The 16440-nt window shown below is 51.9% G+C and carries 12 protein-coding genes; 7 read left to right on the forward strand and 5 right to left on the reverse strand.

Annotated features, from left to right (window positions below; genetic code table 11):
• Nucleotides 1–259 precede the first annotated feature (259 nt).
• Nucleotides 260–382: a hypothetical protein gene (locus AB1S56_RS15310; RefSeq protein WP_340869238.1), complete on the reverse strand. Its 123-nt coding sequence runs from the start codon at nucleotides 380–382 to the stop codon at nucleotides 260–262.
• Nucleotides 383–603: 221 nt separating this feature from the next.
• Between AB1S56_RS15310 and AB1S56_RS15315 the strand changes: the two genes are divergently transcribed.
• Nucleotides 604–813 (forward strand): DUF2536 family protein, encoded by a 210-nt coding sequence (locus AB1S56_RS15315; RefSeq protein ID WP_340869239.1) that lies wholly within the window; start codon nucleotides 604–606, stop codon nucleotides 811–813.
• Nucleotides 814–881: 68 nt separating this feature from the next.
• On the opposite strand, the gene AB1S56_RS15320 is transcribed toward AB1S56_RS15315, so the two are convergent.
• A complete protein-coding gene (locus tag AB1S56_RS15320) occupies nucleotides 882–2408 on the reverse strand; it encodes a sulfatase-like hydrolase/transferase (protein ID WP_340869240.1) in 1527 nt (508 codons plus the stop codon).
• 103 nt (nucleotides 2409–2511) lie between these two features.
• Here AB1S56_RS15320 and AB1S56_RS15325 point away from each other — a divergent pair, with 103 nt between their 5' ends.
• Both AB1S56_RS15325 and AB1S56_RS15330 read left to right on the forward strand, forming a co-directional pair.
• Nucleotides 2512–3378 carry an AraC family transcriptional regulator gene (locus AB1S56_RS15325; protein WP_340869241.1) on the forward strand — a complete coding sequence of 289 codons (867 nt, stop codon included), beginning with the start codon at nucleotides 2512–2514 and terminating at the stop codon, nucleotides 3376–3378.
• A 4-nt stretch (nucleotides 3379–3382) separates the two neighbouring features.
• Entirely contained in the window at nucleotides 3383–4231 is an 849-nt protein-coding gene (locus tag AB1S56_RS15330) for an AraC family transcriptional regulator (protein WP_340869242.1), read from the forward strand.
• 38 nt (nucleotides 4232–4269) lie between these two features.
• On the opposite strand, the gene AB1S56_RS15335 is transcribed toward AB1S56_RS15330, so the two are convergent.
• The 3 genes from AB1S56_RS15335 to AB1S56_RS15345 all read right to left on the reverse strand — a co-directional run bounded on the left by AB1S56_RS15335 (nucleotide 4270) and on the right by AB1S56_RS15345 (nucleotide 9346).
• Entirely contained in the window at nucleotides 4270–6393 is a 2124-nt protein-coding gene (locus AB1S56_RS15335; protein WP_340869244.1) for an ABC transporter ATP-binding protein, read from the reverse strand.
• 2 nt (nucleotides 6394–6395) lie between these two features.
• Complete coding sequence (locus AB1S56_RS15340; protein WP_340869357.1) at nucleotides 6396–8132, reverse strand: ABC transporter ATP-binding protein; 1737 nt, start codon at nucleotides 8130–8132, stop codon at nucleotides 6396–6398.
• A 161-nt stretch (nucleotides 8133–8293) separates the two neighbouring features.
• On the reverse strand, nucleotides 8294–9346 hold the full coding sequence (locus AB1S56_RS15345; RefSeq protein WP_340869245.1) for an acyltransferase: 1053 nt from the start codon (nucleotides 9344–9346) through the stop codon (nucleotides 8294–8296).
• A 550-nt stretch (nucleotides 9347–9896) separates the two neighbouring features.
• Between AB1S56_RS15345 and AB1S56_RS15350 the strand changes: the two genes are divergently transcribed.
• The 4 genes from AB1S56_RS15350 (at nucleotide 9897) to AB1S56_RS15365 (ending at nucleotide 16326) form a co-directional block, all read left to right on the forward strand.
• The gene (locus AB1S56_RS15350) at nucleotides 9897–12695 is read left to right on the forward strand and encodes an amidase family protein (protein ID WP_340869247.1); all 2799 of its coding nucleotides are present in this window, start codon (nucleotides 9897–9899) and stop codon (nucleotides 12693–12695) included.
• Nucleotides 12696–12829: 134 nt separating this feature from the next.
• Nucleotides 12830–14167, forward strand: coding sequence for a spore germination protein (locus AB1S56_RS15355; protein WP_340869249.1), 1338 nt, complete (start codon nucleotides 12830–12832; stop codon nucleotides 14165–14167).
• Nucleotides 14160–15260, forward strand: coding sequence for a GerAB/ArcD/ProY family transporter (locus AB1S56_RS15360; RefSeq protein ID WP_340869251.1), 1101 nt, complete (start codon nucleotides 14160–14162; stop codon nucleotides 15258–15260). Before AB1S56_RS15355 ends, AB1S56_RS15360 begins: the two co-directional genes overlap by 8 nt.
• Nucleotides 15244–16326 (forward strand): Ger(x)C family spore germination protein, encoded by a 1083-nt coding sequence (locus AB1S56_RS15365; RefSeq protein WP_340869253.1) that lies wholly within the window; start codon nucleotides 15244–15246, stop codon nucleotides 16324–16326. The genes AB1S56_RS15360 and AB1S56_RS15365 overlap by 17 nt, the downstream gene beginning before the upstream one ends.
• Nucleotides 16327–16440: the final 114 nt, after the last annotated feature.

Consider the following 16440-nt stretch of genomic DNA (forward strand, 5'->3'; position numbering starts at 1 on the left):
TATGGGGCCGCACAAGCCCTCTTTACGCTCGATAACCACACGTGGGATCGTTGTTGAAGTAATTTGATGTGTTTGTGGGGCAATAGCAATTCCTCGTGTCGTTATGGAGCCGCACAAGCCCTCTTTACGCTCGATAGCCACACGCGGGATCGTTGTTGAAGTAATTTGATGTGTTTGTGGGGCAATAGCAATTCCTCGTGTCGTTATGGAGCTGACAAGTCCTCTCTAGCCCCGATAACGACACGGCGTTCTAAGATAATTACTCGTCCGCTTCATCCCATTTTTTGGAGTAAGCTTTTTTGGTTACCCACAGCGTCATCCAGGTGATAAGCGCGATTATAATGACCGAAAAAATCCACACTGATGCCGGAACGTTCCCCATCTATGCCCCTCCTCTCTTCGTTCCTTTTATTGTACCTCAATTCACACCGAGGACACGTCTGAATCGTTAACAAATTGGGAACTTTTCTCCTGAACACCGAATGGCCCATTCCCAGTTCCGAGAGCAATAACAGGAACTGCGCTACTGGATGTGTTGACAGACTCCCCTTCCATATTAATAATGAAAGTCAAATGAGTCATTCTAGGGAGGCAATAAGAGCAATGGAATTCCGACTGGACCTGATCGAAACAAAAGTAGAGTTTTTTGAGGCTGCCAGCCTGAAGGCGCTGGAGGAGGATATCGGCAAAGCCATCGAGGTGAACAAAGCGCTGATGCTGGATGTGCATGCGGTGTCTCATCAAGCGGTATTCGACCCCCGCAGCGAGAAGATGAGGTATAGTGCTGTGGTACACTTCAAGCTGAAAAAATAAAACCAAGGCCATGTACTCTGCCAGGAGCACATGGCCTTGGTTTCTATTGGCTGCCGCAGCCCTTGAGGTTATGCATGCCAAATGCGAGGCATCGGCAGAGGCTCCTTGCCAAGCTCAGCCCAAATATATTTGAGCAGCAGCTCCGACTTCAGCACCGCATAATCGGGGTCGTCCCAACGATTGTGCAGCTCGCCGGGGTCTTCGACCAAATCAAACAGCTCCCCGTAGGTTTGGTTGTAATATACCGTTATTTTATACCGCGCGTCTACGTACGTCTTCTGATGAATGGTCGTCGCTTCATGCCGGAATTCGCATATCGCATGATCACGCGCGCTTTCCCGCTGCCCGAGCCACACCTCCTTCTGATCGATCCCCGTCATGGCATGGGGGATGGGAATGCCGCAGAACGACAGGAATGTCGGCGCAAGATCGACAAGCGACTGAATCGACTCAGAAGTTTTGCCAGCAGGCACTCGGCCTGGGTAACGAACGATAAACGGCAGCTTAATCAAATCCTCGTAATGAAAGCCGCCTTTGGCCTGAAGCCCATGCTGCCCGAAGAAATGACCGTGATCGGTTGTAAATACAACTATTGTATCCTCCGCAAGACCAAGCTCGTCCAGCTTATCCAATATCGCTCCGATATATTTGTCCATCAGGCTGATCATGCCATAATACACCGCAACCAGCTTCCTCTTATCATAATCCGTTAGCCGAGTCTTGCCTTTGTATAGATGAGAGCCATAGCCATGGATGCCGTAGCCGCTCTCCAGCAGCTCGGAGAAATCCGGAGCATCCTCCTGCGTTTTGCCAAAATGAGGCGGGTTGCGGTCATGCTCTCCCGCCACCACGGAAGGAATTGTTAAGCTGTCAGGGTCATACATTTCATCCCAAGGCTCCGGCGCCAAATAATCGGGATGCGGGTCGAAGAAGCTGGACCACAGCAGGAATGGCTCATCGCTTTCCTTAAACTGCTCCAGCAAGTCGTTTGTCCGCTCCGCAATCCATGTGTTGTAATGATACTCCTCCGGAATCGGCCATTTGTACATTTGAGCCGGATCCATTGTGCCAGTCGGCGGGAGGAAATAATCCCTCCAATTCAAACAGCCCTTCTCTTCCATCCATAAAGCGTAATGCTGTCCCACATGCGCCTCATTCGTATGATTCCGCGCAAGCTCCACATGATCAAAGCCGTAGAACGGACCGTGGAACGATTGCCAGTGCTCCAAATCCTGAAGGATGGGATATGCCTCCTGCGAAGGATATTCCTCTGTCGAGCGAAGCGGCTGGAAATGGGCTTTGCCAACCAAGGCAGTGCGATAGCCCGCATCACTGAAATCCTCCCCGACGGTATGGCGGTCCTCCAGCAGCTTCGTGCCAAGCGTCCAGGCCCCATGCTGGCTCGGATACATCCCCGTAATAATGGACGCCCGCGTTGGCGTACAGGTTGGATTGGGGCAATACGCGCGCGTGAACGCCGTTCCTTCCCTGGTCAGCCTGTCGAGATTCGGCGTATGGACCTCGGAGTTAAATGCTCCGATTGTATTCCAGTGCTGCTGATCGCTTGTAATCAACAAAATATTAGGTTTCTTCATCCCAGTATCGCCTCCTATGCTATAATCTTAGGAGAAACCCATACATCTGACCATATCTGAATCTCAGATACAACTATCCGTTTATCAGCTGGGGGCGGCTTACATGGCAATGATCGAAGACAGTCGCGAGTACAGGGAATTTCTATATCATACGCCTGGAGCCTGGGAGCGGGACGGACAGCTATGGACCATTCGCGCCGGCCACAGCATCACAAGACCTGGTTATGTGACGGGACCGCGTCGCATTGAATGCTTCAGCTTGCATCTCATAGTAACAGGCGAGCTTGAGCTGCTGGACGACGGGCAAAGCATCGAGCTGAAGGAAGGGGATGTCTTCTGCTTGTTCCCCGGCCGGACGTACACCTATAAGCGGCCTGAGAGCTGTCCCGATCTGCGTCTGCGCTGGATCGCGTTTGACGGCGGAGCGGCGGCCTCCATGCTTGAAGAGGCTGGTTTGACAGACTCTGTCCCCTATAAACGCCAATGCCTGACACCAGCCATCATGTCGATCATGGACCAGCAGTTCCACCTGCTACGCAAGGAAGGCTCCAGCTTCACAACGCCGCGAGAGACGCTGCTGCTGCAGAGCCTGCTGCTCCAGCTGTTCGCCGCTTTGATGGAGGATATGCGCAAGTCGATTCGCCCCCTGCCCCTCTGGGTTGAGCAAAGCGTCGCTTATATCGAGCTTCATGCGACTGAAGGGCTGACTGTCGATCGCCTGGCCGAGATGGCCGGCCTGCATCGGAATTATTATTCGACTGCGTTCTCGGAGTCGACGGGCAAGTCGCCGCAGCAGTACATCACCGAGGTGCGCATGGGTAAAGCTGCGGGTTGGCTGCTTGAGCCCGGGACGACAGTGACGGAAATCGCGTATTCCCTGGGCTACGCGAACCCCTATTCGTTCACTCGGGCATTCATCCGGTATTACGGAATGCCGCCCACCGCTTATCGGGAGCTGAAGAAGGAGTGAGAGAATGATCAAGCCCGGAGATATCATGCGCCAGCTGAATCAGATGAATTTCAAGGTGCTGCTGGCAGGCCATAATAGGAAGGGAGTCAATTGGACGCAGGAGCCCTATACCCATCGGTTCAACAGTCTGTGGCTCATCTCCAAAGGCAAAGCCACTTTTGTCATTGACGGCGTCTCGCATGCCGCTGAGCCCGGCAAGCTGTTTGTGGTGGCCCCTGGCACGGTTGTGCAGCGCTCGACGGAGGAAGGGCAACCGCTAGAATTTTATTTTGTCCGGTTCACTTATACCACGTCTTATGAAGAGGAAGGACGCTGGATGACCGAAGGCGAGTCGTCCGGTCCCCTGCTGCTCCACGGCGCCTTCACTATACAGAATCCACTGCCTCTGCTGCATGCCTTCGAGCAGATGTGCGAGCTTGTGAAGCGCCGAAGCCAGCTGGTCATCATGCGGCAGCGCATTGCGATGCTTGAGCTGTTGACGCTTATCGTTGCGGATCTGCGCTCGCAGATTGTGACCGGCCATACCAATACGGTCATTGAGAAGACCATTGATTATATGGTCAATCATTATGATAAAAGCATTACGCTGGACGATCTGGCCGATATGGCTGGCCTGAGCCCAAGCCACTTCAGCCGCCTGTTCAAAAAATACGCAGGCAGCACGCCCCTTCATTATTTGACCCAGCTGCGCATGGACAGAGCGAAGGAGCTGCTGACGTTATCCGATTACCGGATGAAAGCCATCGCGCAGAGCATCGGGTACGCGGATGAGCTGTATTTTAGCCGGATGTTCAAGAAGATGGTCGGCACCAGCCCGAAGGAATATGCCAGAACGCACAAAGCATCCCCCTAAGCACAGAGAAACCGGCGGCCCATCATGGCCGCCGGCTCTTATTGCGCGCTTTGTGCGGGCGCCTCTGGAGAGCTCTCGCTGTATTGCAGCTCCACCAGCTTCCGGTATGCGCCTCCGAGCTTCATCAGTTCGGCATGCGAACCCGATTCCTGAATACGCCCCTTGTGCATGACGATGATTCGATCAGCATGCTGAATCGTTGACAGCCGATGCGCTACAATCAGCGTCGTCCGCCCTTGAGACAGCTTCATCAGCCCTCGCTGCAGCGTCTGCTCGGTCTCCGTATCGACGTGCGCCGTCGCTTCGTCCAGAATGAGCATGTCGGGATTGCTGACGAATACCCGAAGGAAGGCAAGCAGCTGCTGCTGTCCCGAGGAGAGCCGCATGCCCTGCTCCCCGATCCGGGTCTCATACTGCTGCGGAAGCCTCATAATAAAATCCTCCATATCCAGCAGCTTGACGGCTAAGCGAATATCCTCATTGCTGACCTCCGGGCGATTCATCCGGATGTTGTCGTAGACATTGCCCGAGAACACAAAGGGATCCTGCTGAATGACTCCAATGGAGGTCCGAAGCTGTTCCAGCTCCAGCTCTCTAAGGTCAATGCCATCCAGCCGCACCGTACCCTTCTGAATATCGTAGAACCGGTTAATGAGCCCGATGATGGAGCTCTTGCCCGCTCCTGTTGCACCTACGAAAGCAATCGTCTCCCCTGGCTTTGCGGAGAAGCTAATATCCCGCAGCACCCATTGGTCAGGCTCATACGCAAACCACACGCCTTCAAACTGGATGGAGCCGCGCAGCGGCTTCTCCAGCTTAACAGGCTTAGAAGGGCTAGCGATTGTCGGCTTCTCCTCCAGCAGCTCGAATATGCGCTCCGCCGATGCAAGCGCGGTTTGAATTTGCGTATAGCGGTCGGACAAAGCCGCAAGCGGCTGGAAAAACAGTCGGACGTAAGTCGTAAACGCATAAACAACGCCGAACGTAACCCCAGCGGCAAGCACCGACTTGCCGCCATACCAGACGACAATCGCCAATGCCAGATTGCCCAGAAACGCGATCAGCGGGTTGAACACCGAGTTGTTGACAGTGCCCCTCATGCCCGCTTTATAATGCGCCATGTTAAACTCGTCAAAATGCTCCAGCTGCTTGCTTTCTCTTGTGAACATTTGGATAAGGCTCATGCCCGACAAGGTTTCCGCCAGAAACGAATTGAGACGAGACAGCATGACCCGTGCCGCGCGCTGAGCGTCGCGTATTATTTTTTTGAAATAGAAGGTGGCGATCAGAAGCAGCGGGATAACCGCAAAGGATACAAGCGCCATCTCCAGATGAAGATACAGCATGATGCCAGCAATGCCGAACAGAAGCAGCGCTTCCTTCGCCAGATTGACAATAACCTGCGAGAACAGCTGATTAATCGCCTCGACATCATATGCCACTCGCGTTACAACACGACCAACCGGGTTACGGTCATAATAAGACGTTTGCAGCTTAGCCAGGTGGCCGAACATTCGGGCTCTGAGATCATAAATGATTCTTTGACCGGTCATCTGCAATAAATTAGACTGCCAGTAGGTGAATAATCCGGAGACGATAACGCTGAGCAGGAATAAACCGGCGATCCAGACGAAGCCCGTGTAATCCTGCTTGCGGAACGCCGACGCCTCCTCATCCGTCAATACCATTCCTGCCCAGACAGCTCCATCCTCGGCCGTAATCAAGACTCCCTCTCCTGATTCGGACACCTGCAGCCCCTCGGCCTGCAGCGGCCAGCCCTCTACAAGCACATAGTCGCTCTCAATGTCGACAATCTGCGCAAGCTGGGTCCCTTCCAGCCACGCTTCCTTCGTCGGCTCCGCCCGATAATAGACGGAATCCCCAAGGAATACGGGAGAGCCGTACGTCCGCTCATCCTCCTCCAGCCGCTGCGCGAGAGCCGGATCCGAGGTAGATACCATCGGTTTCCCGATCCCGCCAATCCGGTCGTCGATCGCGCTTTTGACTAGAAGCGGCTGCACCACGGCTGTAGCGGCGATAAGCAGGGCGAACAGAAATGAGACCGTGATGCTCCTCCAATATGGACGAGCGAATGCGAGCATCCTCCTCCATAACAACCCATCCTTTATATTGCGGCGCTTATCTTCCTCATGAATGTCCATGCTTACCCCTCCATTGCGCGGTTAACGGTCTGCTTCTCATAGATGGACGCGTACAAACCGCCTTGCTTCATCAGCGACGCGTGGTCGCCCCTCTCTACTATCCGTCCATGATCCATCACAATAATTTCGTCCGCGTGACGAATGGCCGACAGACGGTGACTCGTAATGATTGTTGTTCGATCCTTCATCATCGATTTCAAGTTGCTCAGGATACGCGCCTCCGTCTCTGCGTCAACGGCAGACAAGCTGTCGTCGAATACTAGAATGGAAGGCTTCTTAATAACCGCTCGGGCAATGCTGACGCGTTGACGCTGGCCTCCGGACAAGGAGACCCCCCTCTCGCCCAGCGAGGTGTCGAACTGTCTCGGGAAGGCGATAATATTATCATGCACCTGCGCAATCCGCGCCGCTTCGCTGATCTGCTCGCCGGAATACCGCTTGGGATCAAAGGCGATATTCTGGCCGATTGTCGTCGAGAACAGCATATGCTCCTGCGGCACGAAGCCAACCGACTGCCTCAAGCGCTGCAGCGGGATGCCCCGAATATCCCGTCCGTCGATAAACACGGTGCCTTCCGGCGGATTGTACAGCCGCAGCAGAAGCTGAACAAGCGTCGTCTTGCCGCTGCCGACCTTCCCTACAATCGCCAGGCTTCCGCCAGCGGGCACATTCAGATGGATATCCTCAAGGGCATTATGCTCCTGGCCCGGGTATCGGAAGCTTAGCCCGCGGCACTGAATTCCCCCCTGGATCTTATCCATAGGGAGCGTGTCCTGATCGTCAGCCACCTCAGGCGGCGTATCCAGCACATGCCTAAGACGTTCATCAACAGCCCTTCCCCGCTGAAACACATTGATGACCTTGCCCAAGTTTTCTACAGGGGATATAAGCATCGTCAGATACGTATTGAAGGCAACAAATTGGCCCAGGCTGATGCTCCCCTTCATAACAAGCATGCCGCCGAATACAACGGACAACAGATAACAAAGCCCTACGATTGCTTGGCTAAGCGCCGAGAATGAGGAGTTTGCTTCAATAAGAAGGCGATTCGTCTCGACATTGCGCTCATTTTCCTTCTGGAACTTATTCATCTCCGCCCGCTCCTGCGCATAAGCCTTGACGACGCGAATGCCCGCCACAAACTCCTGCACGCGGCTGGTCAGTCCGCCAATCGCTTCCTGCACCATAGTTGTCCGGTCCTGAATCCGCGTACGGAATCGATAAGCCAGATAGGTCAACGCCGGCAGCGGAAGCAGCACGATTAAGGTCAGGCCCATATGAACGGTGCCCGCCATCGCCACAATTGCAATCGCAATAAGAATGGCCGCCTCTATTGCCGCGAACACCCCTGTCATGCCGACATCGCGCATTATGTTGAGATCGTTGACGGCATGCGACATCAAATCGCCGATCCGCTGCCGGTTGAAGTATTCCGCAGACAAGCTTTCCCATTTGACAAAAAGCTTTCTCCGAAGCCGCATTTCCAGCAGACGCGCCAGACGAAACAAATAAATGCGGCTGATGGAGCGGAAGAAGGCAGACACCAGACCAACTCCGACAATCCAGCAGGCGATGGTTGTAATATCCGCCATCGTCGGCGACAAGGATTCGATCAGATCAGTGAAGTGGCCGAGCAGAAGCGGTATGACAAGCTGCAACAGACAAGATATGGACAATAACGCTGCACCTATCATATATTGGCCTTTATATTTAACAAGATGCTCCTGAAACAATGGCATAGATTTCACGATATTTCCCCCTTATTGGCGCCATGGCTATAAGTTTACTCCTCTCTACTGTGGAATAACATGGAGATTAACGCTCAAATTTATGGATTATATCGCTTTTTGTCACCACACAATAAAACGCGTTATCGTCAACGATAACGCGCGGAAGCCCTTCACCCTCTGCCCCATAGGAGCCAGGAAAATTTGATTTTTTGGGTCACTAACACAATCAGCCAAGGAATCGCGAGCACAACAAGCAGCGTCACAGCGATATAAGGATGATAAAAGACATGCTGCGGCGGCGGGTTGAATATCGTCTTCCACGTTGACAGCACTGCCGGGTGAACGAGGTAAATGCCAAATGAGGCAGCGCCGAGCGCCAGCAGCCATCTCCCGACCCGAGCGGAACGATCCATGACCATTCGACCAATCCAGATTAAGCTGATGCCCGCAAGCACCCCATACAGGTTATACAGAATTACATAAGCAGGAGGCCAATAGCTTGTCCCATCCCGATGCGCAATCAGCATAAGCAGGTAGGTAAACCCAACAAATACGGTAAGGGCAAACGTCCACCATACTCCCCCGCTCTTCTTCGCAAACGCTCCATAACACATGCCGATCGCGGCGCCGACTCCGAATACGATGGCATAATTGGGCAGAAGCTTGGCGGCATTCTCGAACGGCTTCACGTAGTGATGAATCGAATAGAAAACCCCTTGCACAAGCAAGCCAAGAATAACCAGATGGCGAGGCTTCAGCCGAAGCCATCTCACAACGGCCATCAGCAACGGGAACACAAGGTAGAATTGAATAATGATAATCATAAAATACAAATGATAGCCTGTCTCGCCCCACCGCAGCTGATCGACAAACTCCAGAAGATCGAATGAAACGGGCTGCTGGCTGAGCGCCTGTCGGTATAAATAGTAGATCAAAGCCCAAATCACATAGGGAATGACTATAAATTTTAAACGTTTCTTATAGAACTCCATCGCCTGCGCGAAGCTCCAATCGTCGTGATAGCGATAGAACAGGACCAGTCCATTAATGAGAATAAAGACCGGCACAGCGAACATGCTCAGCTGGTTGGCCAGCATGTAGAACGGCGCCGACGCGCTTCCCCAGGGCACCCCTACGCGCGGATCAGCGGTCACATGAATAAGCAGCACAGCTATAATAGCCACCGCTTTGACCACGTTCAGCTCCACAATATGTTGTTTCATTCCACAATAGCTCCATTCGACAATAGGTCAGTAGATTCTTTGAATGCCCTCTTATTATACAAGCTGTTATTTACTTTGTCTTAATATTTTTTTGCAGAAATCTATCATCCTTTTAACACTACAGAACAATTAAAGTGTGATATAAAATATCATTTTGAGATATTTATACGAAATTTATTGACGAATCTACTATTATGATGTTAGGATTCTTAACATATAATAGAGAAGGAGTTGGAGCATATTGTTTAAAATGAAGAAAGTAGATCGGGAGGCACTGAGGGATTTCAGGCCCCGATTTAGTAAAAAATCCTTATTTTCCGCCACTCTTGCACTAACTATGCTCTTCACTGGAGCATTACCCTCTGCTAACGTAAACGCGTTAACTAAGGTAACATCTCAAGCGGGAACAGAATGGCTCATTCATGATTCCTTTGCCCCTAACCTCGATACGGGCAGCATTCGGAGCGCAAACGCTACACCGATTCAAGGCTTTGGCAATATTTTTGTAAAAGTCTCAACAACACCTTCGCCCCGTATGAACGGACAGCTCATGAGAGGCTTTGGACTTACCTTCGACGGCACCAACTCCTTTGCCACAACACAATCCTTCAATCAAGGCGGTATCCTGATTACTCGCGATATTTATGTTAATAACGCCAGCAATAGCGTCAGGTTTTTTGACACCTTTACGAATACGTCCAATGCCGCTATAACGGTCGATGTTTCCTTTGGCGGATCGCTGGGCTATGGGAGCGGCGACTATAACAGCTTGGTCAAAATGACCTCCAGCGGCGACACTGCCATCACTTCCGAGGATTCCTGGGCACTAATCGGCAATTCCAGAGCAGCGGACCGGCCAATCGGGGTGCTGCTGGGCGAATCGGCCCCGTTCCAGGGCGCGCTGCATGGCACAGGCAATCAGCAGAAGGACCCCTTTACCACTCCGCTGGCAACCGCCGGCAACGAGTCGAACTTTTACGGCTTTATTCATCAGCTGACAATCCAGCCCGGCCATACTGAATCTCTGGCCCGATATGTCATGGCGGGTGAAACAGGCGATGCAGGTCTGACTCAGGCAGAAGAAACACTGAATCAGCTGGCAGACAACCCGGATTTAACGAATCTGACTGCTGAGCAGGTATGTACGCTGAGCAACTGGGATGTAACCAGCTTAAACGGATTTGATTCTGCCGTATGCGCTGGCGTCACCTCTCTCAGTGTGCCGGCGGCTCCCGCTGCGCCTGCTATGGTGACAAGCTCCAGCTACGATGTGTTCAACAAAACCATCGCCCAGCTGCAAGCTGATATGGTGAACGGGCTGACAACCTCGGAAGCCATTACCCAGGCTTATCTGGATCGTATATCGGCCTACGACCTCGGGCAAATGGGCTTACACTCCTTCCTGCACGTATCCAGCACGGCCCTTCAGCAGGCCCGAGCCGCCGACCAAGCGCGCCGAGCAGGACAAACCGGGGAATTGCTTGGCATTCCCATTGCCATCAAAGATATTTTTGACACGAAGGATATGCCGACGACAGGCGGCTCCAAGGCGCTGGCGGGATGGCAGCCGGCATCAGACGCTTATCAGGTTGAAAAGCTGAGAGAAGCGGGAGCTGTTATCATTGGCAAAGCCAATACCTCGGAATTCGCTAACAGCGGAAGCTTCAGCGAAAGCGGCTGGATGCAGACCTGGAATGCGCTCTATCCGTCCAAAACCTCGTACGGCTCCAGCGGCGGCTCTGCCGTATCCGTTGCAGCCAGCTTCGCGGCCGCTGCGCTGGGCACTCAGACAGGCGTCTCCCTGTATGCGCCGACAGTTGGCGCCAGCCTGACGACGTTCCGCGGCACTGACGGCATGGCAAGCACACGCGGCGTTATGCCGCTGACATGGGGACAGGACTATGCGGGCCCTATCGCTCGCACCGTCACGGATCTGGCGTACCTGCTGAATGCTACAACAGGCACAGACCCTCAGGATATGCTGACTGTAGAAGCCGATGACAGAAGGCCCGAGGACTGGACGGCAGCTCTTGATGCCACTGCCCTGAATGGCAAACGTATCGGCTATATCCCAGCCTCCTTCGTATCCTCTTATGCCGATGACGGTACAGGAACAGCTATTATGGACCATTTTGACAGCTTGGTCGCAGCAGGTGCTGAAATGGTCGAGATGACCGCGCCTCCAGGCGGCGGCACAAGACCAGGCGGCAATGCAGGAGCCGAGGGCTGGGCCCGCTATCTCGAGCTTCACGATAATTTCCCTTTCGCCAGCGGCGATGAGCTCCTCGCTTCGCCCGAGGTGCTGCTGTACAATCAACGAAGCCTGCAGGTTCGTGAACGTATGACGGAAGCTCAGGTACAGGACTATATCAATTACCGTACGAACTATAAGCAGATTATTGCAGACTGGATGGATCAATTCGACGTAGACAGCGTTGTATATGCCGGCTTTATTAGCGACATGTATAACAATGACGGCGCCGCCGCTCAATTGAGTGCGGACAGAGGCACTGGCGTACTGACATCCACCGTTGGCCTGCCTACAGTGGTTGTGCCCGTGGGCCAAAGCCCGAATGGCTACTCCATCTCCATGCAGCTGGTAGGCAAAGCATGGGATGACGCCAACGTACTGGCTATGGGATACGCGCTGGAGCAGCAAACCATGGCGCGCAGCGTTACGACCTTTGCGCCTCCATTGACTTATGTACAGCCATATATCCCTCCTGTCAACCCGGTTAACCCGCCGCCTGCCCAGCAGGATGAAGAGCAAGAGGAGCAAGAGCAAGAGCAAGATGAAACAGAACAGGAACAGGAACAGGAAGAGCAAGCCCCTGTAGTCGTATCCTTCAGCGATACGATGCAGCATTGGGCCAAAGGCAGCATTGACTTCCTTATTCAGAAGGGATTGCTGTCCGGCTTCCCGGATGAGACCTTCCGTCCAGATCTGAGCATGACAAGGGCGCAGGCTGTGAAGGTGATGGTGCTTCAATCGGGCCTGGATGCCCAGCCAAGCAGCTTCATCGATGTATCCGGGATGCACTGGGCCGCTGGCTACATCGGCGCGGCACAGAAAGCTGGACTTATGAATGGCTATTCGGATGGCACCTTCCAGCCGGACAAGCCTCTGACACGGGCCGAGATGGCCGTGCTGCTTGCCAGAGCATTCCAGCTCAGTGGCAGCAGCACAGGCTTCTCTGATGTAGAGTCGGAGGACTGGTCAGCGTCAGCCATCGCAGCCCTAAGCGCCAACAACATTATTACCGGCTATGGAGACGGCTCCTTCCGACCTGCCAAGTCGATCACAAGAGCCGAATTCGCCACCATGGTGACAAGAGTGCTGCAGCGTTAAGGCAGCAGCACAGCAGCTATTACGAATAACAGCAAGCTCCGGGACATCAACGTTCCGGAGCTTGCTGTTTATTTCTATTTGAAGAAATTCCATTTCCAGATCACTGCATGTTTCTCCCTCATTAGCGCATACTGGTGAAAAATGATAAAGAAGGGGAACTCATGAGTATCCTTCAACAATTAAAGTTCAGAGCGAAGACGGACGACGATCTGCTTCTTGAGCCAATACGCATTAGCGGCCAAGAAGCCATTTTTATCGCCCAACGTTCACTTATTGATCTACCCGCTACCCTGAATAGCTTGTATCAACGTTCTGCCAATCCAGCTTCAGGTTGTGTCGTCTTAGGCAAACCTATTCCAGATCCAGAGGAAAAGGAGCTTTTGACAGCCATATTAGAGGGGCAGGGACTTCTATGGCTCGAAGCAGATCGCTGCTTTGTGGCGGTCACGCCAATTGCCAAAACCTTATCAAGATCAATCGAGACGCCAACGACAGAGAACGTCCTTAGAGGCTCGATCAGCGCCTTCGTAGAGGACCTGGATACCAATATCGGACTCATTCGCAAGCATGAGCCTTCCTCCACCCTTTTAACCCGGGAATTCCACTTCGGGAAAATAGGGCATAAGCGAGTGGTTCTGCTGTATAAGGATGATTTGATCGAACCTCAGTTGAAGCAATCGATAATGGAGCAACTGAACCGACATGCCGAACAAGAGCTTAGCAACCTCCAAATGCTTTCACTTATTCTTGGATTTCCTAAGTGGACGCTTGTGACGAAATTCAATACATCAGAATTGCCGCAGGAAGCCGAAACCGCGTTGAACCTTGGCAAAGCTGTCCTGCTTGTAGACCGGATGCCATTTGCCGTGATCCTTCCTAGTCTCCTCTGGGATATGTTTGCGGTGCAAAACGACAGAAACTTCCCTGCTGTATTTATGGGATTGATCCGCTTTCTTCGTATCCTTGCCGTATTTACGAACATCATCATTCCCGGCTTGTATGTTGCGCTTGTTTCCGTGAACCCGGACGTGCTACGTATTGAGATGGCCCTCTCAATCGCAAAGAGCCGCGTAGATGTTCCTTATCCTTCTATCGTAGAAACTTTGCTGCTGCTTTTTATTCTGGAATTAACGTTAGAGGCGAGCATACGACTTCCCAAGAGCATAGGACCTACAGTAACGATGGTGGGAGGCATCATATTAGGACAAGCCGTCGTCAGCGCTAAGCTGGTCAGCAATTTGCTTATCATTATTCTAGCCGCTACTTCCATTTCAAGCTCTGTGGTCGTTGGCTTCCAAAATTCCTTCTCCGTTCGTCTCTTTAAATATTTGTTGCTTGTCCTATCCGCTATATTTGGCGTCATCGGTTTAATAGGAGGACTTGTCATCATATGCGCTTATCTCTCCAGCGTAACGTCCTTCGGCATTCCGTATTTGCAGCTGTACAAATCTGGGAGGGGACCCAATGGTTAAAAACGCACAAGTGATCAGTATGTATTGGCTCACCCATATCGGCTTGATTTTTTTCTTATATCCAGCGGATATCATTGAATCAACCGGAGCCGGCCATTGGATCCCAATCTTGGTCGGCTATAGCATACACGTTGTGGTGCTTTACGTGTATTTGAAGGGCTTGCGACTGGCCGACGGCCATAGCCTGCCTGATATTCTCGCTATGGCAGGCAGGCATGCAGCTGCGGTTCTGCTGGCCCCTGTGTTCATCTATTTGACGCTGGTCCTCATCATTACTGCGAGAGCCTATGGAGAAATCATCAATCTGCTTTATCTTGAGAATACCCCCTTGTGGGCTACAATCGCTCTATTGCTTGGCATTGCAGCTTATGTGGCATCGCTGGGGCTGGAGTCGATGATGCGGACAGGACTGCTGTTATTTGGCTTATGCTTGCCTTTTGCCGTATTTGTGCTCGCTTCCTCATTCCAGAACGCCGACTGGCACTACTTTCTCCCAGTGATGGATGAAAGGTCTTCAAGCTTCTCCTTTCTGACAGCCCAGCCCTTTCTAAAAAGCTTGTTCGCCTTCGGAGGAGGGTTCTTGTTTCTCGGCTTTGTCCAGCCCAGGCTCCACTACCATCACCGGAAGCTTCTATTGTCCAGCCTGGTTCTGCTGCCTTTATTTCTAATTTCGGTTTACGTCCCGATCCTGACCTTCGGTCAGAACACAGCATCTACTTTCCTTTTCCCATTCCTGATGGCTACCGACACCGTCGATATCGACTATTTAATTTTCGAGAGGACAACTTTGTTTTTTATGCTGAGTATGATCGTATTTGTAATCATCTTTCTGGCTCTTGTCCTATGGAAAACAACGATTATTGCAGGTCGTTTCGCAAAAATACCCATCAAGCCCTTCACAGCTGTGTGGGCACTCGTATTATGGCTGGCCTCGCTCCAGCTTAAGGACTGGCAGAACGTGGAGGAGCTTCTTGGCTGGAACACATATTTTAGACTCTATATCATGTTCGTCATCCCTTTCATTACCCTAGCCCTTGGATACCGCCATGCCCGCAGCAAGAGAGGAGATCAGACATATGAATCACCTTCTTAGACGACTGTTTCCGGCTATTGCGATATGGCTGATTATTTTACCAACACTGAGCGGCTGCTGGGACAACAAGGACATTAATCACAGAGCACTTCCAATTGCGATGGGAATTGCCAAAAGAGAGGGAATATATGTGGTTATTCTCCAGATACCAGAGCCCGGACTGGGGGCAACCAAAATCCGGATCGTCCAGCAGACCGGTACAACAATTAACGAAATTGTCGACCGAATGAGCAAAAATATGGAAAGCCAAGTCGATCTCCTGCACCTTAAGGTTGTTCTCTTCGAAGCCAGCTTTGCTGAGGTTGGAGTTCATGACATTGTGGAGACGTTTATGCGCGCCCATGCCCTGTCTCCCAATACAATGGCAGCGATTTGCGATGAGCCAATCGACACTTTTTTCCATAATATCGAGTTCTACAATAAAAACAACGGTACGGTGTTAATTAATTTTTTCGAAAAAAATGCGGGGTGGAATCCTCATATTGCAGCTGACCGTATTTGGGAGCTTTACAGGAGCATGCGATCCTACACACGCGACACCGTCGTTCCCATCATCCGATCAGGCAAAGGCACAGTGATTGAAAGCAGAGGATCAGCCGTCATCCGGAACGGCCGATTCGTTGAACGGCTGTCATCTGACGAAACTCTGCTCATTAACGTATTTAACGGCATTAGCGCGCGAGGGAAAATTGAAGTCATGGATCACGCGACCGTGCAAATCATAGGCACATCCATTCGTCGCAGGAGCTTTATCCAGAATGGCCGGCCCATACTCACAGTTTCCGTTACGCTCAAGGGCTCTCTGGTCGAAACACGCGGACAGCCGACGATTGACCAAATCAAGAAGGAAATTGACGAGCAGCTGACCGTCAGATTCGAGGGTATGCTCAGAAAGCTGCAGAAAGAGAACGCAGACATTCTTGGTACCGGCCAATTATTCCGAACAAAATACAACAGAGTGGAGCTATCGCATTGGCGAACAGATTACTTTCCACAGTTGAGAATTGATATTAAATTCAATTCGATTATTCAGAATACAGGAAATTTGAAAGCCCAAGCGCAGTGAAAAGCCCTAGTCCCGGTAACACTTCAAATCTGAAGCCGCTCAACTAAGCTATGACTCTTATGAATATGGCTTCATAAGGTCATACTAATAAACATAACTTTGCCAACAACCGGA

It is taken from the genome of Paenibacillus sp. PL2-23, assembly GCF_040834005.1.
In the GTDB taxonomy this organism is placed as follows: domain Bacteria; phylum Bacillota; class Bacilli; order Paenibacillales; family Paenibacillaceae; genus Pristimantibacillus.

Bases quoted from the DNA above. Each gene is read 5' to 3' on its own strand.
- AB1S56_RS15310 (WP_340869238.1), bottom strand. From the start codon at position 382: ATGGGGAACGTTCCGGCATCAGTGTGGATTTTTTCGGTCATTATAATC.
- AB1S56_RS15315 (WP_340869239.1), top strand. From the start codon at position 604: ATGGAATTCCGACTGGACCTGATCGAAACAAAAGTAGAGTTTTTTGAG.
- AB1S56_RS15320 (WP_340869240.1), bottom strand. From the start codon at position 2,408: ATGAAGAAACCTAATATTTTGTTGATTACAAGCGATCAGCAGCACTGG.
- AB1S56_RS15325 (WP_340869241.1), top strand. From the start codon at position 2,512: ATGGCAATGATCGAAGACAGTCGCGAGTACAGGGAATTTCTATATCAT.
- AB1S56_RS15330 (WP_340869242.1), top strand. From the start codon at position 3,383: ATGATCAAGCCCGGAGATATCATGCGCCAGCTGAATCAGATGAATTTC.
- AB1S56_RS15335 (WP_340869244.1), bottom strand. From the start codon at position 6,393: ATGGACATTCATGAGGAAGATAAGCGCCGCAATATAAAGGATGGGTTG.
- AB1S56_RS15340 (WP_340869357.1), bottom strand. From the start codon at position 8,132: ATGCCATTGTTTCAGGAGCATCTTGTTAAATATAAAGGCCAATATATG.
- AB1S56_RS15345 (WP_340869245.1), bottom strand. From the start codon at position 9,346: ATGAAACAACATATTGTGGAGCTGAACGTGGTCAAAGCGGTGGCTATT.
- AB1S56_RS15350 (WP_340869247.1), top strand. From the start codon at position 9,897: ATGAGAGGCTTTGGACTTACCTTCGACGGCACCAACTCCTTTGCCACA.
- AB1S56_RS15360 (WP_340869251.1), top strand. From the start codon at position 14,160: ATGGTTAAAAACGCACAAGTGATCAGTATGTATTGGCTCACCCATATC.
- AB1S56_RS15365 (WP_340869253.1), top strand. From the start codon at position 15,244: ATGAATCACCTTCTTAGACGACTGTTTCCGGCTATTGCGATATGGCTG.